At 71.6% G+C, this 21,553-nt stretch carries 18 protein-coding genes; 10 read left to right on the plus strand and 8 right to left on the minus strand.

What is annotated here, in order from left to right; all coding sequences use genetic code 11:
* Positions 1-233 precede the first annotated feature (233 nt).
* The 9 genes from NE235_RS29550 (at position 234) to NE235_RS38410 (ending at position 10,492) form a co-directional block, all read left to right on the plus strand.
* Positions 234-1,313 (plus strand): MFS transporter, encoded by a 1,080-nt coding sequence (locus NE235_RS29550; protein WP_252808636.1) that lies wholly within the window; start codon positions 234-236, stop codon positions 1,311-1,313.
* A 111-nt stretch (positions 1,314-1,424) separates the two neighbouring features.
* Positions 1,425-2,945, plus strand: coding sequence for a protein kinase domain-containing protein (locus NE235_RS29555; RefSeq protein WP_252808638.1), 1,521 nt, complete (start codon positions 1,425-1,427; stop codon positions 2,943-2,945).
* A gap of 369 nt (positions 2,946-3,314) precedes the next feature.
* Positions 3,315-3,524 carry a heavy-metal-associated domain-containing protein gene (locus NE235_RS29560; RefSeq protein WP_252808640.1) on the plus strand — a complete coding sequence of 70 codons (210 nt, stop codon included), beginning with the start codon at positions 3,315-3,317 and terminating at the stop codon, positions 3,522-3,524.
* A 27-nt stretch (positions 3,525-3,551) separates the two neighbouring features.
* Positions 3,552-4,430 (plus strand): hypothetical protein, encoded by an 879-nt coding sequence (locus NE235_RS29565; RefSeq protein WP_252808642.1) that lies wholly within the window; start codon positions 3,552-3,554, stop codon positions 4,428-4,430.
* Entirely contained in the window at positions 4,427-6,676 is a 2,250-nt protein-coding gene (locus tag NE235_RS29570) for a heavy metal translocating P-type ATPase (protein ID WP_252808644.1), read from the plus strand. Before NE235_RS29565 ends, NE235_RS29570 begins: the two co-directional genes overlap by 4 nt.
* Before the next feature lie 18 nt (positions 6,677-6,694).
* The gene (locus NE235_RS29575; protein WP_252808647.1) at positions 6,695-7,165 is read left to right on the plus strand and encodes a DUF6153 family protein; all 471 of its coding nucleotides are present in this window, start codon (positions 6,695-6,697) and stop codon (positions 7,163-7,165) included.
* A 69-nt stretch (positions 7,166-7,234) separates the two neighbouring features.
* On the plus strand, positions 7,235-7,840 hold the full coding sequence (locus tag NE235_RS29580) for a DUF305 domain-containing protein (RefSeq protein ID WP_252808649.1): 606 nt from the start codon (positions 7,235-7,237) through the stop codon (positions 7,838-7,840).
* Positions 7,841-7,934: 94 nt separating this feature from the next.
* Positions 7,935-9,083: a permease gene (locus NE235_RS29585; protein ID WP_252808651.1), complete on the plus strand. Its 1,149-nt coding sequence runs from the start codon at positions 7,935-7,937 to the stop codon at positions 9,081-9,083.
* 386 nt (positions 9,084-9,469) lie between these two features.
* Positions 9,470-10,492, plus strand: a complete 1,023-nt coding sequence (locus tag NE235_RS38410; RefSeq protein ID WP_252808653.1) for a C40 family peptidase — start codon at positions 9,470-9,472, stop codon at positions 10,490-10,492.
* 85 nt (positions 10,493-10,577) lie between these two features.
* Here NE235_RS38410 and NE235_RS29595 read toward each other — a convergent pair whose 3' ends face one another.
* The 8 genes from NE235_RS29595 to NE235_RS29630 form a co-directional block, all read right to left on the minus strand.
* Positions 10,578-11,597, minus strand: coding sequence for a LamG domain-containing protein (locus NE235_RS29595; protein ID WP_252808660.1), 1,020 nt, complete (start codon positions 11,595-11,597; stop codon positions 10,578-10,580).
* A gap of 120 nt (positions 11,598-11,717) precedes the next feature.
* Complete coding sequence (locus tag NE235_RS29600; RefSeq protein ID WP_252808662.1) at positions 11,718-13,790, minus strand: PQQ-dependent sugar dehydrogenase; 2,073 nt, start codon at positions 13,788-13,790, stop codon at positions 11,718-11,720.
* Between the two features lie 171 nt (positions 13,791-13,961).
* The gene (locus tag NE235_RS29605) at positions 13,962-14,774 is read right to left on the minus strand and encodes a sugar phosphate isomerase/epimerase family protein (RefSeq protein WP_252808664.1); all 813 of its coding nucleotides are present in this window, start codon (positions 14,772-14,774) and stop codon (positions 13,962-13,964) included.
* Between the two features lie 4 nt (positions 14,775-14,778).
* Entirely contained in the window at positions 14,779-15,912 is a 1,134-nt protein-coding gene (locus tag NE235_RS29610; RefSeq protein ID WP_252808666.1) for a dihydrodipicolinate synthase family protein, read from the minus strand.
* A complete protein-coding gene (locus NE235_RS29615; RefSeq protein WP_252808668.1) occupies positions 15,909-17,171 on the minus strand; it encodes a Gfo/Idh/MocA family protein in 1,263 nt (420 codons plus the stop codon). Before NE235_RS29615 ends, NE235_RS29610 begins: the two co-directional genes overlap by 4 nt.
* A 64-nt stretch (positions 17,172-17,235) precedes the next feature.
* The gene (locus NE235_RS29620; protein ID WP_252808671.1) at positions 17,236-18,021 is read right to left on the minus strand and encodes an ABC transporter ATP-binding protein; all 786 of its coding nucleotides are present in this window, start codon (positions 18,019-18,021) and stop codon (positions 17,236-17,238) included.
* A 51-nt stretch (positions 18,022-18,072) separates the two neighbouring features.
* Positions 18,073-19,089 (minus strand): ABC transporter substrate-binding protein, encoded by a 1,017-nt coding sequence (locus tag NE235_RS29625; protein ID WP_252808673.1) that lies wholly within the window; start codon positions 19,087-19,089, stop codon positions 18,073-18,075.
* A gap of 80 nt (positions 19,090-19,169) precedes the next feature.
* Positions 19,170-20,030 carry an ABC transporter permease gene (locus tag NE235_RS29630; protein WP_406567653.1) on the minus strand — a complete coding sequence of 287 codons (861 nt, stop codon included), beginning with the start codon at positions 20,028-20,030 and terminating at the stop codon, positions 19,170-19,172.
* A gap of 383 nt (positions 20,031-20,413) precedes the next feature.
* Here NE235_RS29630 and NE235_RS29635 point away from each other — a divergent pair, with 383 nt between their 5' ends.
* Positions 20,414-21,427, plus strand: a complete 1,014-nt coding sequence (locus NE235_RS29635) for a LacI family DNA-binding transcriptional regulator (RefSeq protein WP_252808736.1) — start codon at positions 20,414-20,416, stop codon at positions 21,425-21,427.
* Positions 21,428-21,553 lie beyond the last annotated feature (126 nt).

Genomic DNA, 21,553 nt, shown 5'->3' on the forward strand with positions numbered 1-21,553 from the left:
GGCAGGCGGGCGGCCAAGGGGCGGCCGGGGGGCGATCAGCCGACCCACCTCCGCGGCGCCGTACCGCGCACCGGCGGAGGACTCGACGAAATCGCTTCTGCTTCCACGCGCCGGTGTCGTACGCTGCCGCCATGAGACGACGACATTGATCTTCATCGAAGTCGAGACTCACGCGCAGGCTGTACTCCTACGCGTTCCTTGAGGACTTCATCGTCCTGTATCCGGTCTACGCCGTGCTGTTCGCGAAGGCCGGGTTGTCCGCCGCCGCGATCTCATCGCTGTTCATCATCTGGTCGGTGACGTCCTTCGCGCTGGAGATCCCCAGCGGAGTATGGGCGGACATCTTCTCCCGCCGGTCCCTTCTCGTGATCGCCCCGCTCGTCAAGGGCGTGGGCTTCGCGCTGTGGACGTTCGCCCCGTCGTACCTCGCGTTCGCGCTCGGCTTCGTGCTCTGGGGCGCGGGCGGCGCACTGCGCTCGGGCACCCTGCAGGCGCTCGTGTACGAGGAGCTCACGCGAACCGGCGCGTCGGACGCCTATCCGCGCGTCATCGGCCGGACCCACGCCATGGGCATGCTCGCGGTGCCGGCCGCGACCGCTCTGGCAGGACCCGTCCTGGCCGTCGGCGGCTACTCCGCCGTGGGGGTCGCGAGCGTGGTCGCGTGCCTGTGCTGCGCGGTGGTCGCCCGCACGCTGCCCGACTCGCGGGGCCGCGCCGAGCGGGGCCCGGCGTACCGGCAGGTGGTGCGGGACGGCCTCGCCGAGATCCGCCGCGCGCCCTCGGTCCGCCGGTCGCTGCTCATCGTCTCGGTACTGATGGGCGTCGCCGGCGCCCTCGACGAGTACGTCCCCCTCCTCGCCCGGTCGACCGGCGCTCCCGCGTCCGCCACGCCGTTCTTCGTCCTGCTGGTCACGGCGGGCATGACGGCGGGCGGCTGGCTCGCCGGGCGCGGCACGCGATGGACGGTCCCGATCCTCATGGTGGCCGCCGGATGCCTCGCCCTCGGCGCGGCGAGCGGCCGGGCGGCCGGGATGGTGCTCGTCGCCCTCGCCTTCTGCGCCTTCGAGTGGGCGACCAGCAACGCCGACGCGCGGCTGCAGGACCAGATCGGCGACGAGTCCCGGGCGACCGTCACCTCGGTGGCCGGCTTCGGAACGGACGTCGTCGGGGTGGTGATCTACGCCGCCTACGCGCTCGGTTCCACCTGGGCGGGCCCCGGCCCGCTGTTCGCCGTCGCCGCCGTCCCGCTGCTGCTGGTCGCGGCGATGCCCGCCGGTGAACGGCCGGAGCCCGAACAGGTCGCGGAACGATGACGGTCCGCTCGCCATCGGACAACGGCCTTGCGCGCGGTACGGCACTGATGCAAGGTCGGTAGCGCACTCGGGCGGAGCGGAGGCCGAGGCGGCGATGAGGGGGAGTACGGGGTGGGAGGCGAGTATCGCGCCGGAGACGTGGTCGACGGCCGATTCGTCCTCGAGGAACAGCTCGGTTCCGGCGGCATGGGCAGGGTCTGGCGTGCCCACCATCGGCACCTGGAGATCGACGTCGCGCTGAAACAGCTCCTCGTCGCCACGACCGGCACCGCCGAGGTCCCCGAGGAGCTGGTGGCACGTGCCCGCCGGGAGGGCCGTACGCTCGCCCGGCTGCCACCACATCCGGGCATCGTGTCCGTGCGCGATCTGATCACCGTCGACGGCCTGCCCTGGCTGGTGATGGAGCTCATCGAGGGACGCTCGCTCAAGGAGACCGTCCACCGGGACGGTCCGCTCACCGAGGACCGCACCGCCGCGCTCGCCGAACAGCTGCTGACGGCCCTGACGTTCGTGCACGCCCACGGCGTGCTGCACCGGGATCTCAAGCCGGGCAACATCCTGATCGACGCGGCCGGCGACGCGACGCTGGTCGACTTCGGCATCGCCGTGCACGCGGACGACACGACCCTCACCCAGAGCGGCGCCCTGATCGGGACCCCCGGCTACCTCGACCCGGAACGCCTGCGCGGGCAGGCTCCGACCGAGGCGTCGGACCTGTTCTGCCTGGCCGCCACCCTCTACTTCGCGCACCGGGGACGGGGACCGTTCCACCGCGACAACCCGGGAGCGACGGTCCACGCCACGCTCTACGAGCGGCCGCTGTTCGAACCGGGCTCAGGGCTGCTGGCCGAACTCCTCGAAGCCCTCCTGGCGCCCGCGGCGGCCGACCGCCCCACGGCGGAACAGGCCCTGGACCGCCTCCGCGCCATGCGACCCCCCGTCCCGGCCCAGCACTCCGCGACCGAGGCCGGAGTCGACGACGCACCGGGCGAAGGCCGCTCCCGACAGGGCGCGGTCGACGTAAAGCCCACCTCGCCGGCGCCTTCCGCCGTCACCCGCGACGACCGCCCGGAAGCGACAGAGCATGCCGGGGCGGCGGACTCGCCTGAGCCACGGCGGTGGTGGCCTCACGTAGTCCAGTCGACGCTGGGCCTGCTGGCGTTCTTCCTCCCGCTGACCCTGGGAATGGGCGCCGCTCATTCCGCCGCAGACGGGTCCTACCTCACCGGAGCCTCCCTGCTCCCCCTGGGCATCGCGGCTGCCGTCACCGTCGCCGGGATGAAGATCACCCGCTGCTCGGAGGTGGTCGCGTTCCCGCTGCTCTTCGAGATGATCACGCTACTGGTCGGGCTCCCGATCGGATTGGTCCTGGGAGGGATCCTCGGAGACTTCTACGCCGGGGCCGTTCTCGGCAGCGCGGCCTGCGGCGCGCTCGGCGCCAACCTCGGAGGAGGGAGAATCGAACAGCAGAACGACTCGTGGGCCGTCGACACGGTCTTGACTCTCCTCATCGCCGCCGTATGGATCGCACTGATCGAGACCACGGGCTACCTCACGCAGCGCTGGGCCGTCCACAGCGCCGTCGGCTACCTCGACACCTGGGCCGGAGGACTCGTCCACCTCCTCAGCTGACTCCCGGCGTCGCACCTCCTTGCCGTCGAGGTCGCCGAGTGGACAGCCGATTCGTGTGGGTTTGTGGGTCACTATCGGCGTCACAGTGTCCGGCCCCGCATCGCGCCACCACGCCGGCTACTTCCCCGGCAGGTGTCCGCGACGGGTGGCTCTGCCGTCGCCGTGGTCACCTTGCCGTCGCCGTGGTCACCTTGCCGCCGCCGTGGTCACCTTGCCGCCGCCCGCCGCGGGAACCCCGTGACGTACGACTGGCGGATACCCCCCACCCGTATGCTATGGTCGCCGACATGCCCTACCCCGGGTGGGTATATGTTGAGGACTGGCCGGAAATCCGGTCACGAACGACGTACAGCGTGTGAGGAGAACGAGATGACGACCACCGAGTACACGGTCAAGGGCATGACCTGCGGGCACTGCGTGTCCGCCGTGACGGAGGAGGTGAGCGCCATCGAGGGCGTCACCGACGTCAAGGTGGATCTGGCCTCCGGCGTCGTCACCGTCTCCAGCACCGCCCCGGTCGACGAGCAGGCGGTACGCGACGCGGTCGACGAGGCCGGCTACGAACTCGTCACGGCCTGACCCGGTTCCTTCGAAGGGGAGATCAGCATGAACGCACCGGCCAGGCTCGGGATCTTCGGGCTCGGGCTGGCGGTGGTGTTCGGCGCGGCAATGGGAGCCGGTCACCTGACCGGCCCCGTCGGAGCCGAGGCGAAGCCGAGCGCCGCGCACGGCGGCATGGAGCACGACCAGGCCGAGGGCCACGACGGTCACGCGGGCACGCTGCCGGGCGGGTTGCTCGTCTCCGACCGGGGTTACACCCTCGCCACGGCGCCCGCGACGACGGGCACGTTCGCGTTCCGGATCCTCGGGCCGGGCGGGCGGCCGGTGACGGCGTTCGACACGCGGCACGACAAGCGGATGCACCTGATCGTCGTACGCCGTGATCTGTCCGGGTTCCGGCACGTGCACCCGGCGATGGACGCCGACGGCACCTGGCGGGTCGCCTCACCGCTGAGCGGGCCGGGCACGTACCGGGCGTTCGCCGACTTCAAGCCCGCCGGCGGCCCGCCGCTGACCCTCGGGGTCGACACCGCCGTCGGAGGCGACGCCGCGCCGCGTCCGCTGCCCGCGCCGGCCACGTCCACAACCGTCGACGGTTACACGGTGACGCTGGCGGGGACACTGGTCGCGGGCCGGTCGAGCCGGCTCGACCTGACGATCTCCCGTGACGGCAGGCCGGTCACCGACCTGCAGCCGTACCTCGCGGCGTACGGGCACCTCGTCGCGCTGCGCCAGGGCGACCTGGCCTACCTCCACGTCCACCCGGACGGTGAGCCGGGCGACGGGAGGACCAGGCCGGGGCCGGCCGTTACCTTCCACTCCGAGGTGCCGTCCGCGGGCACCTACCGCCTCTACCTCGATTTCCAGCACCAGGGCACGGTCCACACCGCCGAGTTCACGGCCGTCGCCGAGGAGGGAAGATGAGCACCACCACGAGCACGGCACCCGAGCGCGTCGAGCTGACGATCGGCGGGATGACCTGTGCCTCGTGTGCCAATCGCGTCGAGAAGCGGCTGAACAAGCTCGACGGCGTCACCGCGACGGTCAACTACGCCACCGAGAAGGCGAGCGTCAGCTTTGGCCCGGGCGTCAATACCGACGACCTGATCGCGCAGGTGGAGAAGGCCGGGTACACCGCGAGTCTCCCGGCTCCGCCCGAGCCGGCCGAAGAGGAGGCCGCCGCGGCGGAGGACGCCCCCGTACGGGCACTGCGGGACCGGCTGATCGTCAGCGCGGTGCTGGCCGTTCCGGTGATCCTCCTCGCCATGGTTCCGGCGTTGCAGTTCCGGTCCTGGCAGTGGGCGTCGCTGACGCTCGCGGCCCCGGTGCTGGTGTGGGGGGCGCTGCCGTTCCACCGCGCGGCGTACAAGAACCTCAAGCTCGGCGCGGCGACGATGGACACGCTGGTGTCGCTGGGCACGATCGCGGCGTTCGGCTGGTCGCTGTACGCGCTGTTCTTCGGTGACGCCGGGGAGCCGGGCATGCGGCACCCGTTCACCTTCACGATCGAGCGCTCCTCCGGGACCGGGAACATCTACCTGGAGGTGGCGGCCGGGGTGACGGTGTTCATCCTGGCCGGGCGCTACTTCGAGGCGCGGTCCAAGCGGCGCGCCGGGGCCGCGCTGCGGGCGCTGCTGGAGATGGGTGCCAAGGACGTCGCGGTGCTGCGCGACGGCCGTGAGGAACGGGTTCCGGTCGATCAGCTGACGGCCGGTGACCGGTTCGTTGTACGGCCCGGCGAGAAGATCGCCACCGACGGCGTCGTCGTCGAGGGCGGCTCCGCGGTCGACATGAGCATGCTCACCGGCGAGTCCGTGCCCGTCGAGGTCGGCGCCGGCGACACCGTCGTCGGCGCGACGGTGAACGCGGGCGGGCGTCTCGTCGTCGAGGCGACCAAGGTGGGCTCCGACACCCAGCTCGCGCAGATGGCCCGGCTGGTGGAGGAGGCGCAGAACGGCAAGGCGCAGGTCCAGCGCCTCGCCGACCGCATCTCCGGGATCTTCGTGCCGATCGTCATCACCCTGGCGGTGGCGACCCTGGGGTTCTGGCTCGGCACCGGCGGCAGCGTCGCGGCCGCCTTCACCGCCGCGGTCGCGGTCCTCATCATCGCCTGCCCGTGCGCCCTGGGCCTGGCCACGCCGACCGCCCTCCTGGTGGGTACGGGACGCGGCGCGCAGCTCGGCATCCTGATCAAGGGGCCCGAGGTGCTGGAGTCGACCCGGCGGATCGACACGATCGTGCTGGACAAGACCGGCACCGTCACCACCGGCAAGATGAGCCTGGTCGACGTGGTCACCGCCGAGGGGCAGGACGCCGAGGAGGTGCTGCGGCTGGCCGGCGCTCTGGAGGACGCCTCCGAGCACCCCATCGCCCAGGCGATCGCCAAGGGCGCCGTCCAGCGGGTCGGCGCGCTCCCCCGCGCCGCAGACTTCGCCAATGTCGAGGGCCTGGGCGTCCAGGGCATCGTGGACGGGCACGCGGTCCTGGTCGGCCGCACCCGGCTGCTGGCCGAATGGTCTCAGCACCTGCCCGCCGAACTCGATGACGCCAAGGCGACCGCGGAGGCCCAGGGGCGGACGGCCGTCGCGGTCGGCTGGGACGGCGAGGCTCGCGCGATCCTCATCGTCGCGGACACGATCAAGGACACCAGCGCCGAGGCCGTCACGCGGCTGCGCGCGCTCGGCCTGACACCGGTGCTGCTGACCGGCGACAACGAGGCGGCGGCCCGCGCGGTCGCGGCCGAGGCCGGCATCGACGAGGTCATCGCCGAGGTACTGCCCGCCGACAAGGTCGACGTCGTCAAGCGGCTGCAGGACGAGGGCAAGGTCGTGGCTATGGTCGGGGACGGCGTCAACGACGCGGCGGCCCTGGCCCAGGCCGACCTCGGCCTGGCGATGGGCACCGGCACCGACGTGGCCATCGAGGCCGCCGACCTCACCCTCGTCCGCGGCGACCTGCGCGCCACCGCGGACGCCATCCGCCTGTCCCGCCGGACACTCGCCACCATCAAGGGCAACCTGTTCTGGGCGTTCGCCTACAACGTGGCCGCCCTGCCCCTGGCCGCCGCCGGGCTGCTCAACCCGATGCTGGCCGGCGCCGCGATGGCGTTCTCCAGCGTGTTCGTGGTCAGCAACAGCCTGCGGCTGCGCCGCTTCGAAGCGGCCCGCTGACCGGCGGCGGAGAAGGGTATGGTCGGGAGCGAGATGAGCAGCGGGCAGAGCAGGGCGGGCGCTCCGGTGGTGTCGCCGGGCGCGCTGCTGCTCCTGACGCTGACCGTGCTCGGCCTGTTCGCGATGCACGGGCTGCAGGCGACCGCGAGTCCCGCGGACACGCACCCGGCGGCCCTCTCCCTCGTGATGCCGGCGGACACGCACCCGGCGGACGTCTCCCTCGCCATGCCGGCGATGGGGCGCTCGGAGACGGCGGCCGGGCACCACGGGCCGACGCCGTCCCACGACTCCCCCGGCCACCGGCATCCGGGCGGCGGGATGTGCCTGGCCCTGCTGGTCATGGCCACGCTGCTGATCCTGTCCGCCGTCTTCGTCCGCCGCCGGCGACGGTGGGCGCCGGTGGGCCGTCCGGCCGGGCGGGGAAAGGATCGCCTCGGCCGGGCACCGCCCCCACCATCCATCTTCCAGCTCTCCGTACTCCGGCGGTGACAGGCGCCCGGGTCCGCGGAGGACCCACGCGCCCACTCAGCACGCCCGAATATGGAAGGTCGAATTCCGATGAAGCGCATCCACTCTCTGTTGCTCGTTCCGGTCGCCGCGCTCGCCCTCGCCGCGTGCGGCGGCAACGGTGACGACTCCGGTCACCACTCCATGAACGGGCACTCCATGGGCCCCGGCATGGGCATGAGCTCGGCCCCGGCGACCACCGCCGGGCACAACGCCCAGGACGTGATGTTCGCGCAGATGATGATCCCGCACCACCAGCAGGCGATCACCATGGCGAAGCAGGCCGCCACGAAGGCGTCCTCGCCCGAGGTCAAGAGGCTCGCCGCTCGAATCCAGAACGCCCAGCAGCCGGAGATCGACAAGATGACCGGCTGGCTCAAGACCTGGGGGGCGTCCATGCCCTCGCCCGGCGGCATGCACATGGGCGAGGGAATGATGTCCGACCAGGACATGAAGAAGCTCGACTCCCTGTCCGGCAAGGCCTTCGACAAGGCGTTCCTGCAGATGATGATCCAGCATCACCAGGGCGCCATCACCATGGCCAAGACCGAGCAGGCCCAGGGCTCGAACGCCGACGCCAAGGCCCTCGCCGGCTCGATCATCACCTCCCAGAGCGCCGAGATCACCACGATGCGGAACCTGCTCAACGGCATGTGACCGCCCGGGGCGGCCGATGCACGGTCGGCCGCCCCCCGGTCAGGTTCCGGGTGTTCCCGGCGGGGCACCACCGTTCGGTGATGAGAGGACGGAGATGAGCGCGATCGGTCACGCGTTGGCGATCACCGGGTCGATGACCTGGGAGATCCTGTGGGCGCTGATCCTGGGGTTCCTGTTGTCCGCGATCGTCCAGGCGGTGGTGCGGCGATCGACGATCGTACGGCTGCTCGGCGACGGGCGGCCCCGTACGCTCGCGACCGCGACCGGCCTGGGCGTCGCGTCGTCGTCGTGCTCGTACGCCGCGGTCGCGCTGGCGCGTTCGCTGTTCGTCAAGGGCGCGAGCTTCATCGCGGCGATGACGTTCGAGATCGCCTCGACCAACCTGGTCGTCGAGCTCGGCATCATCCTGGCGCTGCTGATGGGCTGGCGGTTCACCGCCGCGGAGTTCATCGGCGGGCCGATAATGATCGTGATCCTGGCCGTACTGTTCCGGCTGGTCCTGCGCGAACGGCTGCTGCGGGACGCCCGTGCGCAGGCCGAGCGCGGGGTCGCCGGCGCGATGGAGGGGCACGCGGCGATGGACATGTCCGTACGGCGGGAGGGGTCGTTCCGGCGCCGGCTGCTGTCCGGGGAGGGCTTCACGTCGGTCGCGCACGTCTTCGTGATGGAGTGGGCGGCGATCCTGCGGGACCTGGTCATCGGCCTGCTGATCGCGGGGGCGATCGCCGCGTGGATACCCGACTCCTTCTGGCGGCACTTCTTCCTCGTCGATCACCCGCTCGCGGCGAAGCTGTGGGGGCCGCTGGTCGGCCCGCTCGTCGCGGTGATCAGCTTCGTCTGCTCGATCGGGAACGTCCCGCTGGCCGCGGTGCTGTGGCAGGGCGGGATCAGCTTCGGCGGCGTGGTCGCCTTCATCTTCGCCGACCTGATCATCCTGCCGATCATCCTGATCTACCGGAAGTACTACGGCACCCGGATGGCGCTGTTCGTCACCGGCACGTTCTACGCCGCGATGGTCCTCGCCGGGTACCTCGTCGAGTTCCTCTTCGGCGTCGCCGGCCTGATCCCCGGTGAGCGGCACGCGGCGGTGATGGAGCGCGGCGTCTCCTGGAACTACACCACCTGGCTGAACCTCGCCTTCCTCGCCCTCGCCGCCGTCCTGCTGGTCCGGTTCGTCCGTACGGGCGGGATCCCGATGCTGAGGATGATGGGCGGTTCCCCGGAGGCCGAGCACCACCACTGAGACGCCAGGCGCGTCAGCGGGAGGCGGGCGGGCCTGCCGCGGCGGAGGAGCCGAAAGGGTGTCCCATGACGGCCGGATGTGAACACTTCTAGCCCTGTTTTGTCCGTTTTGTGATGCACGGCGGTGCTCACGGAAAGCAACGGCCGATGCCCGCAAAAAGGTTAACGAAACATTGATTGGCAGACGGCACCTGATCACCCCTAAACTACGGAAAGCCCGGCTGCCCCCGCCTTCACAGAAAGCACAGCCGTCCGCCGAATCCCCCCTGGGACCCGGGAATCACCAGTTGTCGAGGCGCGTCCGGAGCCGAAGAGGTTCCGGCCGGGCGGCTCCGGCCCGAGCCCGACCGCTGCCCCGGTAGGCGGCGAGGAGAGGAGTAGGACTCTGTGGCGCCCTCCAACCCGATGACCTCCACGCGCGCCACCGGCCGCTCGCGGTTCCGGAACTCGCTCCGGATCTGCGCCGCGGCCTCACTGGCGATCGCCGTCTCGCTGACGACGGCCGGCACCGCCGACGCCACACCGAAGCCGTCGGCGGCCGCCGCAAGGAAGGAACTGGCCAAACTCAACCCCGAGCTCGACAAGAAGGTCGACCAGTACAACAAGACCAAGACCGAGCTCGACGCGGCGAAGAAGCGCCTCAGGATCCTCCAGGCGCAGAAGAAGGCCGAGCAGGCCACGTACGACCGGCTGCACACGCGCGTCGTGCAGCTCGCCGCGGACCAGTACAAGACCGGCCAGTCCGACCCGGCCACCGCCGTGCTGGCCTCCGGCAACCCCGACCAGGCCCTCGACCAGATGTCCACGTTCATGCACCTGGCGAGCAACCGTGGTCAGGAGCTGACCGCGTTCCTCGCCTCAACGCAGCGGCTGCAGCGCGACCTGGCCGCGGTCCAGAGCACGGTGCAGGACGTCTCGGAGAAGGCCAGGAAGCTCAGGTCGCAGAAAGCGTCGCTCGAGAGGCAGATCGCCAAGCAGCGGAGGCTGGAACGCCAGGCAGGGGAGACGACGAGCTCCTCGGGCGGGAAGATCGGCGGCACGTACACCGGCCCGGCCTCCGGCTCGGCCCGCGCCGCGCTCAACTACGCCTACGCTCAGCTCGGTAAGCCGTACATCTACGGGGGCACCGGCCCGCAGGGCTATGACTGCTCCGGCCTGACGATGATGTCCTGGCGGGCGGCCGGGGTCAGCCTGCCCCGCGTCGTCCCCGACCAGTACAACGCCACCCGCCGCGTCGCGCAGAGCGACGTCCAGCCCGGTGACCTCGTCTTCCTCAGCGGCAACGGGCACGTCGGGATGATGGTCGACAGCGGCCACTTCATCCACGCGCCCCGCACCGGCGAGAACGTCATGATCAGCCCCCTCGCCGGCTACTGGCAGGGACAGCTCGTCGGCTTCGGCCGCCCCTGACGACGTTCGCCGACGACGTTCGCTGACGGCGTCACCGCGCGGTGAGCCCGGGGGGCGGCTCACCGCGCGGTTCCGTCCGGAGCGATCAGTGCCGGCCGGACACGGCCCGGTGGTACTGCTGCCAGACCTCCTTGTCGGTCACGGCGCGGTTCAGGAACATCAGGCCGTCGAGCCGGCAGTCGCACGCGTTCTTCTCGGCGGTGTTCTGCGGGAAACTGCCGCCGATCTTGATGCCGCGCGGGTCGGTCGCCGAGGTGACGTGCGTGCCCGGCGTCCCCACCTCCCACGGGTCACCGGCCGTCGTGTAGAAGCCGTCCAGCGGCCTGCCGTTCTTGTACAGCCTCATCGTGCCGTGGTCGTAGTCGAACGACGCGGCGAGGAAGACCCACTCGCCGATCGGCAGGATGCTCTGCCAATCCTCGTTCGCGGCGAACGTCTGCGACTTCCCGCCGTCGACGCGGCGGCCGAGGGCGACGACGCGCATCGTCCCCGACACGTCGATCACCTCCAGCAGCGCGCGTACGTCATGGCCGTTCGAGTCGCCGCTGAGCAGGCCCGCCAGCCCGACCGCGTTGTAGTGGTCCGACGGATCGGCCGTCTCGGAGTTGGGGGCCGGATTCGGGCCGGTCATCTTGAACCAGCCCATGATCGATGCCTCCTTGGCGCCGCTGAAGGCGCGCAGGGTCGGCACGCCGGTCGTCGAGTAGACGCCGGCCTTCCAGTCGTCGTTGCCCTTGGTCGCCGGGTTCACCTGCCGGCTCTGGATTGCGTGGCCGCCGCCCGGGGACGCGCCGTCCCGTACGCGCATGGCGGCCCCGCCGTTGATCAGGTCGATGGTCGTGCCGGAGAACCCGCGGTCGCGTTCCCGCGCGGGGGCGCCCGGGACGGGGTGCTCGAAGTCGTAGTACGAGACCAGGTCGGGCCGCAGGCTCGGCAGGACCGCCGACAGGGCATGGCCGTGGCCGCGGGCCTCGTCCGTGCCCGCCTGGGCCGCGCTCACCCCCGCGAGCGGCCCGCACATCAGGGCGGCCACGGCGACCGCCGCGAGCCGCCGGGACCGTACGGACCGGCGGCGGCCCACCCCTTTGGCACTGTAATCCGTCATTTTCCCTCCACGTGCGTCTGGGGTCCCGGCGGTCACCGTCCGGGGACGGTGACCGCCGGGGTCGAGGGGCCCGGGCCGCGCCCGCCGCCGGACCGGCCGGGCGGCGGCCCGGGCCCGCGATCAGTCGCCGGCCGCGGTGCCGGTGACCTTGAGGTTGCGAACCCGGCCGGTGTTGTCGAACGACCCGAACCCGACCCGTCCCGACGTGAGGGTCTTGTCGACGGCCGTCATGCGCGGGTCCTTAGCGTGGTCGAGGTAGACCGCGATCTCCCCGGTGTCGACGTGCCGGATCACTGTCACGTGGTGCCACTTGGTGTCGGTGATCGACGGCGGGGCGCCGCGCGAGCGCAGGGCGTCCCACTGGTCCTCGATCCGCTGCCGGTCGGCGTTGTTCACGAGGAAGATCCCGTTGTGGGCGTAGATCGAATTGTCCTGCGAGAGATGCGCGTAGTAGAACTGCGTGTCCGACCGGTACCCGAACACGATGATCACGTCGCGGTTGGTCACGTCCGTCGGGGTGTCGATCCGCACGTCCGCGTCGATCCGCTCGGTGCCGAACTCCGGGCCCTTGGTGAGCACCGCGTACTCGAACGGGCGGCGCGGGCCGGGCCGCTCGACACCGGCCTCGGCCAGGATCACCTGGTCGCCATGGAACTCCCACTTCGACGGGGTGACCGGCGCCCAGTTCTTCGCGCCGGCCGTGCCGTTCACGTGGGTGTGCCCGACCGGGCCGGCGGCGAAGTGCCGGGTGCCGACGACCTTCCAGATCTTGCCGTTCGCCTTGGACAGCAGGTAGAGCTCGCCCTTGCTGTCGCGGCCGAAGCGCAGGTCGACGCGCTTGTCCCCGGCGAACTGCTGCATCGTCAGCCGGTTGCCGTTCGTGTCGAACGTCTGCAGCTGGTGGATCGGCGCCCGCGGCCCGCCGCGGCGCATCCGGCTCTCCTCGGTGTAGTAGACGGCGCCGTCGACGAGGTCACCGAAGATGTACTTGCCGTACAGCTCGGGCAGCTTGTGGCCGCGGTAGACGTAGCCGCCGGAGATGGCCTTGCCGATGTCGCCCGAGCAGCTCCAGTCGGCCGGCGGGTCGTGGTCGTAGGCGGCCACCGGGTAGTCGTAGCCGTACTTCGCGTCGTCCTCGGGCAGCGTGTACAGCTCGCAGCGGTCGTTCTTCTCGAAGACGAACGGGCCCTCGCGGTTCGGCCAGCCGGCGTTGTCGCCGGCGCGGATGTCCCAGACGCCCTCGATGGCGTGTTCGCCGATGTGGCCGAGGAACAGCCGGTGGCTGCCGCCGGTGTCCCAGCTGAAGCGGTGCGGATCGCGGAAGCCGAGGGCGAAGATCTCACCGATGGCTCCCGGCTTGCCGACGAACGGGTTGTCCGCGGGGATGCCGTACTTGCCGTTTGCGCTGTTGGTCCCGTGCGGGTCGATGCGCAGGAGCTTGCCCTGCGGGACGCCGAGGTTCTGCGGGTCGGTGTTGCCGGCGGCCTGGCCCTGCCCGCCGTCACCGGCGGCAACGTAGAGCTTGGCGTAGTCCTTGTCGCCCCGCTTGGCGTTCGGGTTGAAGCCGATCTCCTGGATGCCGTGGATCTGGCCGCCGAAGCCGAGCCGGAGGATCTCCCGGTGCGTGCCGTGGAAGGTGTCCGCCGACGGGTCGTCGGCGGTCCACTCGTCGATGATGCCGTGGTAGATGGTGTTCGCCTGTGGCGTCAGGTCGGGGACCTTCGTGGTGCTGGAGGCCAGCTCGGTGTGGACGGTGTAGAACTTCCCGTTCGTCGTGAAATCCGGGTCGAAGGCGACGATGCCGAAGCCCTGGCCGAGGCCGCGCCCGGAGAAGAAGTACGGATCGAACTGCGCCTTGACGTCGAGGTAGAGGTGCGGCTGTCCGTTCCGGACGATGTACATGGGGCCGTTCAGGTCCGGCACGTACATGCGGCCGGAGCCGTCGGGCACCTCACCGATGTAGTTGATGCGCGCCCAGCGCATGAGGCGGGGGTCGACGGGCGCGGGGGTGGGCTCCGACTTGGGGAACTGCGCGTACTCCTGGAGCACCAGTCCCAGGTCGGAGGTGATCGGTCGTTCGGGGATCGGGTCCTTGACGGGTTGTTCGTCGGCCAGCGCGGCCGTCTGCGGCACCGTGAAGAGAGCCGCGAGGAGAGCGACGGCCGTCAGGAGGCACCATCTGAGCTTCGTCATCCTGCCACCCATGGGGTCGATGAGCGGAAAGCGCTTTCAGCAAACGCTTTCCCGAACGTAGGTGAGGTCGATCACAGCGTCAAGAGAGAGATTCGGCGGCCTCCCGGGGGTCGGTTCGTCTCGGCGAAGAACGCAGGTCGGCTCGGTCCGGGTCGTCCTGATCCGGTCAGGTCAGGTGACGTGCTCGGCGAAACGCGCCAGGCACAGCGCCAGCGCCTCCGCACCCGGCATCGCCCACAGGGCATCGTTGAAGATCTCCACCTCGATCGGCCCCGCGTAGCCGGCCTCGTCCACGGCCGTACGGAACCGGCGCAGCTCGACGCAGCCGTCACCGAGCATGCCGCGCCCGGTCAGCACGCCCTCGGGCAGCGGAGTCGTCCAGTCGGCCACCTGGAACAGCGCGATCCGGTCCCCCGCACCGGCCCGCGCGATGGCGGCGTACGCGCCCGGGTCCCACCACAGGTGGTAGGTGTCGACCATGACGCCGACCCGCGCGGCGGGATGCGGCGCGGCCAGGTCGAGGGCCTGGTCCAGCGTCGAGACCACGCAGCGGTCCGAGCAGTACATCGGGTGCAGCGGCTCCAGGGCGAGACACACCCCGCACTCCCCCGCGTACGGGGCCAGCTCGGCGAGCGCGTCGGCCACCCGCCGCCGCGCGCCGTCGAGGTCACGGGAGCCCTCGGGCAGCCCGCCGCTGACCAGGGCGAGGGCCGGCGCCCCCAGCTCGGCGGCCTCCTCGATGGCCCGCCGGTTCTCCGCGATCGCGCCGGGAAGCTGGAAGAACCCGCCCCGGCACAGCGACGTCACGGTCAGCCCCGCGTCGCGGACCAGCTTCGCCGTACGGGCCAGGCCGTACTCGGCGACCGGTTCGCGCCAGAGCCCGACCCCGGTCACCCCGGCCGCGGCGCACCCCGCGACCAGGTCCGGCAGCGGCCAGTACCGCGTCGTCCACTGGTTCAGGCTGAAACGCTCGACGGCGCTCATGACGTCACCCCTGGACGGTCAGCCACGCGCGCATGCGGGCCACCGCGAGCTCCGGATCGGGCAGCAGTCCGGCCCGGTCGGCCAGCTCGAACAGCCGGACCAGGTGCGGAACGGAACGGGCGCTCTCCAGACCGCCGACCATGCGGAAGTGCGCCTGGTGCCCGGCCAGCCAGGCGAGGAACACCACGCCCGTCTTGTAGTAGTACGTCGGGGCGGCGAAGAGGTGCCGGGCCAGCGGGACGGTCGGCGCGAGGATCCACTCGTACGACTCCAGGTCACCGCCGTCCAGCGCGCCGAGCGCCGCCGCCGCGGCGGGCGCGATCGGGTCGAAGACGCCGAGCAGCGCGTCGCTGTACCCGAGGTCGTCGCCGCGGATCAGCTCCGGGTAGTTGAAGTCGTCGCCCGTGAAGAGCCGTACGCCCGCGGGCAGGCGGCGGCGCAGCGCGACCTCCCGGCCGGCGTCGAGCAGCGACACCTTGATCCCGTCGACCTTCGCGGCGTGCTCCGTGAGGATCGCCAGGACGCTCTCGGCGGCGGCGTCCAGGTCGGCCGACCCCCAGTAGCCCTCCAGGGCCGGGTCGAACATCGGGCCCAGCCAGTGCAGTACGGCGGGCCGCGCGACCTGGCCGAGCAGCCGCCCGTACACCTCCGCGTAGTCGCCGGGGCCGCGCGCCGAGGCGGCGAGCTGACGGCTCGCCATGAGGACGGGCGTCCCGCCGGCCGCCTCGATCACGCCGAGCTGCTCCTCGTACGCCGCGACGATCCGGTTCAGCGGCGCCGGTCCGGGTGGGAGCTGGTCCGTGCCCGCGCCGCAGACGATCCGCCCGCCGCACGCCCGCGCCTCCGCGCCGCTGCGCTCGATCAGCTCGCGCGTCGCCGCCCAGTTCAGGCCCATGCCGCGCTGCGCGGTGTCCATCGCCTCGGCGACGCCCAGCCCGTACGACCACAGGTGGCGGCGGAACGCCAGGGTCGTCTCCCAGTCGACCGCCTCGGGGCCGGCGAGGGGGTCGGCGACGACGTGCGCGGCGGCGTACGCGACCCGCGACGTGGCGGGCGCCGCCGGCGGCGGGTAGGCGCGCGGCTCGCCGAGCGTGTACGGGACGACCGAGCCGTCCGCCCGCGGCAGGTCGATCTTCACTTCGCCGGCTCCGATGCTTCGTCGGCCCCGGCCTTCACCGACTCCGATGCTCCGTTAGCCCTGGCCTTCACCGGCTCCGATACTCCTCCGGCCTTCGCCGCGCCGCCGGCGTGCGCCAGCTCCGGGACCTCGACGCGGCGGCCCTCCCTCCAGGAGCGCAGGCCCAGCTCGGCGAGTTGGACGCCCCGCGCGCCCGCGTAGAAGTCCCACGGGAACGCGCCGTCCTCGGCGACGTGCCGCAGGAACAGCTCCCACTGCGCCTTGAACCCGTTGTCGAACTCGGCGTTGTCCGGCACCTCCTGCCACTGGGCGCGGAAGTCCTCGGTGGCGGGCAGGTCGGGGTTCCAGACCGGTTTGGGGGTCATCGACCGGTGCTGGACGCGGCAGCGGCGCAGGCCCGCGACCGCGCTGCCCTCGGTGCCGTCGACCTGGAACTCCACCAGCTCGTCGCGGAACACCCGCGTCGTCCACGAGGAGTTGATCTGCGCGATGATCCCGCCCTCGAGCTCGAAGATGCCGTACGCGGCGTCGTCCGCCGTCGCGGCGTACGGCTTGCCGTCCTCACCGACCCGCTCCGGAATGTGGGTCGCGCCCAGCGCCTGCACCGAGCGGACCGGCGCGATGACGTTGTCGAGGACGTACCTCCAGTGGCAGAACATGTCGGCGATGATCCCGCCGCCGTCCTCCACCCGGTAGTTCCAGCTCGGGCGCTGCGCCTCCTGCCAGTCGCCCTCGAACACCCAGTAGCCGAACTCCCCGCGCACCGACAGGATCCGCCCGAAGAAGCCGCCGTCCACGAGGCGCTTGAGCTTCAGCAGGCCCGGCAGGAACAGCTTGTCCTGCACGACGCCGTGCCGGACGCCCGCCTCGTCGGCCAGCCGGGCGAGTTCGAGCGCCTCCTCGACGTCCTCGGCGAGCGGCTTCTCGGTGTAGACGTGCCGGCCCGCCTCGATCGCCGTCCGCACCGCCGCCGCGCGGGCGCCGGTGATCTGGGTGTCGAAGTAGATCTCGACGCCGGGCCGGGCAAGGGCCGCGCCGAGGTCGGTGGACCACTCCGTGAGCCCGTGCCGCTCGGCGATGGCGCGCAGCTTGGCCTCGCTGCGGCCGACCAGGATCGGCTCCGGCCACAGCACGGTGCCGTCGGCGGTGGTCAGCCCGCCCTGCTCGCGGATCGCGAGTATCGAGCGGAGAAGGTGCTGGCGGTACCCCATCCGGCCGGTCACGCCGTTCATGACGATCCCGATGGACCTGCGTGCCATCCCTGTGTGTTCCTCTCTGCGGTGGTGGGCCGTCAGTGGTCCACGGCTCGACGGTGGTGGAACGTCAGTCGGCGGCCGAGGCGGCGCCGAGGAGGTCGCGGATCCGGGCGGTGGCGCGGGCGAACTCCGGGCGGGCCATGGTCACGGCATAATCCCGCTCGTCCGGCAGGCCGACGTCGATGACCTCCGCGACCGTGCCGGGCCGGTCGGTCATCACGACGATCCGGTCGGCGAGGTAGGCCGCCTCCGCGATCGAGTGCGTGACCAGCAGGACCGTCGTGCGCGTCTCCCGCCAGATGCGGTTCAGCTCGACGTTCAGCTGCTCGCGGGTGAGCGCGTCGAGCGCGCCGAACGGCTCGTCCATCAGCAGGACCGGCGGCTCGTGCAGCAGCGCCCGGCACAGCGCCACCCGCTGCTGCATGCCGCCGGACAGCTCATGCGGGTACGCGTCCTCGAACCCGGTCAGCCCGGTCATCGCGATCAGCTCCGCGGTACGCGCGCGGGCCCGGTCGGCGGGCATCCGGCGCATCTCCGCCTGCAGCAGGATGTTGCGCCGCGCGCTGCGCCACTCCAGCAGCGCGGCCCGCTGGAAGACGTACCCGATGTCGTGGCGCGGCCCCGTGACCGGCTCACCCCGGAGCCGTACGGCGCCGGAGGACGGCTTGAGCAGACCCGCGACCAGCTTGAGCAGCGTCGACTTGCCGCAGCCCGACGGGCCGACGATCGCGACGAACTCTCCCTCGGCCACGTCGAGCGACACGTCCCGCAGCGCCGTGACGTCCTTCTTCTTCGTGCGGAACCGTACGGCCACGTCCTCCAGCCGGACACTCCCGCCGCGGCTCGCTTCCACTCGTCCTCGTTCCCGTGTGCTCTCGGGCATCGTCGGCCCCCTCTCGGTCGGTCAGCCCTGCGGCGCGGCGGAGGAGTCCCAGTACGCCGACGGCGGCTGGGCCTTGCCGATCAGGCCGCTCTGCGTGAAGACGGTGATGGTCTGCCGCCAGTCCGCGTCGGTGTTCACGCCGGGGGCCTTGCCCTGGGTCGCGGCGGTGTGCAGGAGGCCGATGGTCGTCTTGAACTGGTCGGTCAGCACCGTCGGCGACGGGAGCTGCTGGGACGCGCCCCGCATGGCGGCGACGGCGTTCGCCGGGTCCTTCTCGGCCGCCGCCCACGCCTCGCTGGTGGCCGCGGACATGCGCTTGACCAGGTCCGGGTCGCTCTTGCGCTTGCGGTCGCCGACGAGCAGGCCGTTGGAGTAGAAGTTCAGCCCGAAGTCGGCGAACTTCAGGTACGACACCTGCTTGCCGGCCTTGGCGGCCATCGTCGGGCCCTGGTCGTTGGCGTAGCCGATCAGGCCGTCCGTCCGGCCGGAGATGACGGCGGCCATCTTGCCCGCCGGGTCGGTGTTCTGCAGGTGGACGTCGGACTCGCCGAGGCCGTTCTTCTTGAGGAACGCCGGGAACGTGCGGGACGGCGCGTCACCGGCGGTCGCCGCGATGCGCTTGCCCTTCAGGTCGGCCGGCGTCCTGATCGGCTTGTCGGCGAAGAACTGCACGGCCGCCGGGGTCGTCTGCAGGTAGACGCCGACGCTCTTGACCGGCAGGCCCTGGCTCACCCCGGCGAGCAGCGCCGGCGTGTCCGCCCAGCCGAAGTCGGTCTGGCCCGCGCCGGTCGCCTGCACCGTCTTCTGCGAGCCCTGCCCCGCCTTGATCTCCAGGTTGATGCCATGCTTGGCGAAGATGCCCTGCTTCTTGCCGTAGTAGAACGGCGCGTGCTCGCCGTAGGGGTACCAGTTGAGGGTCAGCGTGACCTTGTCCGTTTTCTTGCCCGAGGCGCCGTCGGTGTTGTCGTCCCCTCCCCCGCACGCGGTGGCGATCGCCACGATGGGGACCAGGGTCAGGACGAGGCTGCGCAGTTTCATGGGTCGTCTCCGTCGGTAGGTCCGGTACGCGTCAGGTCGGCGGGACGGGGCGGCGTGCGCCGGGGTGCACGGGCCGTCCGTCAGTAGGTGGTGGTCACGGCGGTGCCACGACGGCTGGCGTGCCAGGGCAGCAGGAGCTTCTCGGCGAACTCCACGAGGACGAACAGGACGACGCCGATCAGGGACATCACCAGCAGGCCGGCGAAGAGCATCGGGGTGTCGAGGTTGCCGTTGGCCTGCTGGATGACGTAGCCGAGGCCCTCGTTGGCCCCGACGAACTCACCGACGACGGCTCCGGTGACGGCGAGCGTCACGGCGACCTTCAGGCCGGAGAACAGGTGCGGCAGCGAGGCCGGGAAGCGGATCTTGGCGAAGGTCTGCAGCGGTCCGGCGCCCATGGTCGCCGACAGCTGGATCATCTCCGGGTCCACCGCCTTCAGGCCCGTGACCATCGAGATGACGACGGGGAAGAACGCGATGAGGACGGCGACGACGACCTTGGGCGCGAGGCCGAAGCCGAGCCAGACGACGAGCAGCGGCGCGATGGCGACCTTGGGGATGACCTGGGCGAACAGCAGCACCGGGTAGAGGGTCCGCTCGACCGCCGGGGAGTACACCATGAGGACGGCGGCGAGGACGCCGACGATCGTCGCGATGACGAAGCCGAGCAGCGTCTCGTACGTCGTGATCCAGGTGTGGTGCCAGAGGTAGCCCGCCTTGTCGGCCATGACCTGCAGGGTCTTGGCGGGCGACGGGACCAGGTACGCCTTGATGAGCTTCGCCGCGGTGATCGCCCACCAGGCGACGAGGCAGGCGAGGAGGAGGGCGACGGGCCGCCAGGACCGCGCGGCGGCCTCGCGCACCCGCTCGCCCGCTCCGGGTCTGCCGCGCTCGGCGACTCCGGCCACCGGAACATCGGGCGTGGTGCTCTGACTCACCATGAGCTCCTCCGTGCTCGGACCCCGCGGTAGCGCTCGCAGAAAGCGTATTCTGAAAGCGCTTTCTGTTACCGTAGGGACGGCCTACCGCGCGGTCAAGAGGCGTTTTCCGGCCACCTGGACCGCCCGCACGCGGCATGCTGGAGCCAGGAGGACGCAAAGTGGGGGAACACCGACCGGAACGGCCGACCAGGCGCACCCGGGCGAAGGCGAGCACGCCGGCCGCCGACGAGCCGGAGGACGGCACCGGCCGAGCCGACGGGAGCGGCGTGAGCACACACCGGACCGGCGGCGCCAGACCGCGGCAGACGGGCGGGACCGGGCCGCAACAGGCCGGCGGGACCGGGCCGCAACCCGCCGGCGGGGCGGCCGGCGCGCACGTCACGCTGCAGGACGTCGCCCGGCGGGCGGAGGTCTCCCTCGCCACCGCCTCCCGTGTGCTCAACGGCACCACCCAGGTCCGCGCCGACCTCAAGGAACGCGTGCTGGCCGCCGCGTCCGAACTCGCCTACGCGCCGAACGCGCACGCCCAGGCGCTCGCCCGGGCCTCCAGCCAGTCCATCGGCCTGATCTGCCACGACGTCAGCGACCCGTACTTCGCGGCCATCGCCCGCGGCGTCACCCGCGCGGCCGCCGAGCACGGCCTGCTGGTCATGCTGGCCAGCACGTTCCGCGACCCGGCCCGCGAGGTCGACTACATCGCGATGCTCCGCGCCCAGCGGGCCCGGGCGATCCTGCTGGTCGGCTCCGGCTTCGAGGACCGCGCGTGGGAACGCTCGATGGGCGCCGAACTCGACCCGTACGTGCGCGCCGGCGGCCGCGTCGCCGTCCTCAGCCGCCACCGCAGCCTGCGCGTCGACACCGTGCAGCCGGAGAACCGCGAAGGCGCCGCCGCGCTCGCCCGTACCCTCCTCGGCCTCGGCCACCGCGACTTCGCGGTGCTCACCGGGCCGCGCACGCTCACCACCGTCGTCGACCGGCTCGGCGGCTTCCGCGACGCCCTGGCCGAGGCCGGAGTGTCACTCTCCGACGACCAGGTCGTCGAGGAGTCGTTCACCCGCGACGGCGGGTACGCCGCCGCGACCGAGCTGATCCGCCGGGGCCTGCGGGCGACCTGCGTGTTCGCCCTCACCGACGTCATGGCGATCGGCGCGCTGTCCGCCTTCCGTTACCACGGCGTGGACGTGCCGGGGCAGGTCTCGCTGGCCGGTTTCGACGACATCCCGATCGTCCGCGACCTCGTCCCGCCCCTGACGACGGTCGCCCTCCCCCTGGAGGAGATGGGCGAGCGCGTCATGAATCTCGCCCTCCGCGACCCGGCACGCCGCAGCCGCGTCGAGCGCATCCCCGGCGAGGTCGTCCTCCGCGCCACCACCGCCGCCCCCCGCCGGCCGACGTGAGCCCCTGCGGCGGCGCGGTTCATCGCCCGTCGCAGCCCGCACCGCGCGCACCTTCCCCGGAACGACACGAGGCGCGATCATGCCATCCTGTGGCCGACCGTTCCAGATGATCCGCTCACCGGTTCG

Source organism: Actinoallomurus spadix (assembly GCF_024055725.1).
GTDB lineage: Bacteria > Actinomycetota > Actinomycetes > Streptosporangiales > Streptosporangiaceae > Actinoallomurus > Actinoallomurus spadix.

Excerpts from the sequence above, each read along its gene's own strand:
- NE235_RS29575 (WP_252808647.1), top strand. The coding sequence starts at position 6,695 with ATGGTCGGGAGCGAGATGAGCAGCGGGCAGAGCAGGGCGGGCGCTCCG.
- NE235_RS29625 (WP_252808673.1), bottom strand. The coding sequence starts at position 19,089 with ATGAAACTGCGCAGCCTCGTCCTGACCCTGGTCCCCATCGTGGCGATC.
- NE235_RS29615 (WP_252808668.1), bottom strand. The coding sequence starts at position 17,171 with ATGGCACGCAGGTCCATCGGGATCGTCATGAACGGCGTGACCGGCCGG.
- NE235_RS29570 (WP_252808644.1), top strand. The coding sequence starts at position 4,427 with ATGAGCACCACCACGAGCACGGCACCCGAGCGCGTCGAGCTGACGATC.
- NE235_RS29560 (WP_252808640.1), top strand. The coding sequence starts at position 3,315 with ATGACGACCACCGAGTACACGGTCAAGGGCATGACCTGCGGGCACTGC.
- NE235_RS29630 (WP_406567653.1), bottom strand. The coding sequence starts at position 20,030 with ATGGTGAGTCAGAGCACCACGCCCGATGTTCCGGTGGCCGGAGTCGCC.
- NE235_RS29580 (WP_252808649.1), top strand. The coding sequence starts at position 7,235 with ATGAAGCGCATCCACTCTCTGTTGCTCGTTCCGGTCGCCGCGCTCGCC.
- NE235_RS29565 (WP_252808642.1), top strand. The coding sequence starts at position 3,552 with ATGAACGCACCGGCCAGGCTCGGGATCTTCGGGCTCGGGCTGGCGGTG.
- NE235_RS29600 (WP_252808662.1), bottom strand. The coding sequence starts at position 13,790 with ATGACGAAGCTCAGATGGTGCCTCCTGACGGCCGTCGCTCTCCTCGCG.
- NE235_RS29585 (WP_252808651.1), top strand. The coding sequence starts at position 7,935 with ATGAGCGCGATCGGTCACGCGTTGGCGATCACCGGGTCGATGACCTGG.
- NE235_RS29605 (WP_252808664.1), bottom strand. The coding sequence starts at position 14,774 with ATGAGCGCCGTCGAGCGTTTCAGCCTGAACCAGTGGACGACGCGGTAC.
- NE235_RS29595 (WP_252808660.1), bottom strand. The coding sequence starts at position 11,597 with ATGACGGATTACAGTGCCAAAGGGGTGGGCCGCCGCCGGTCCGTACGG.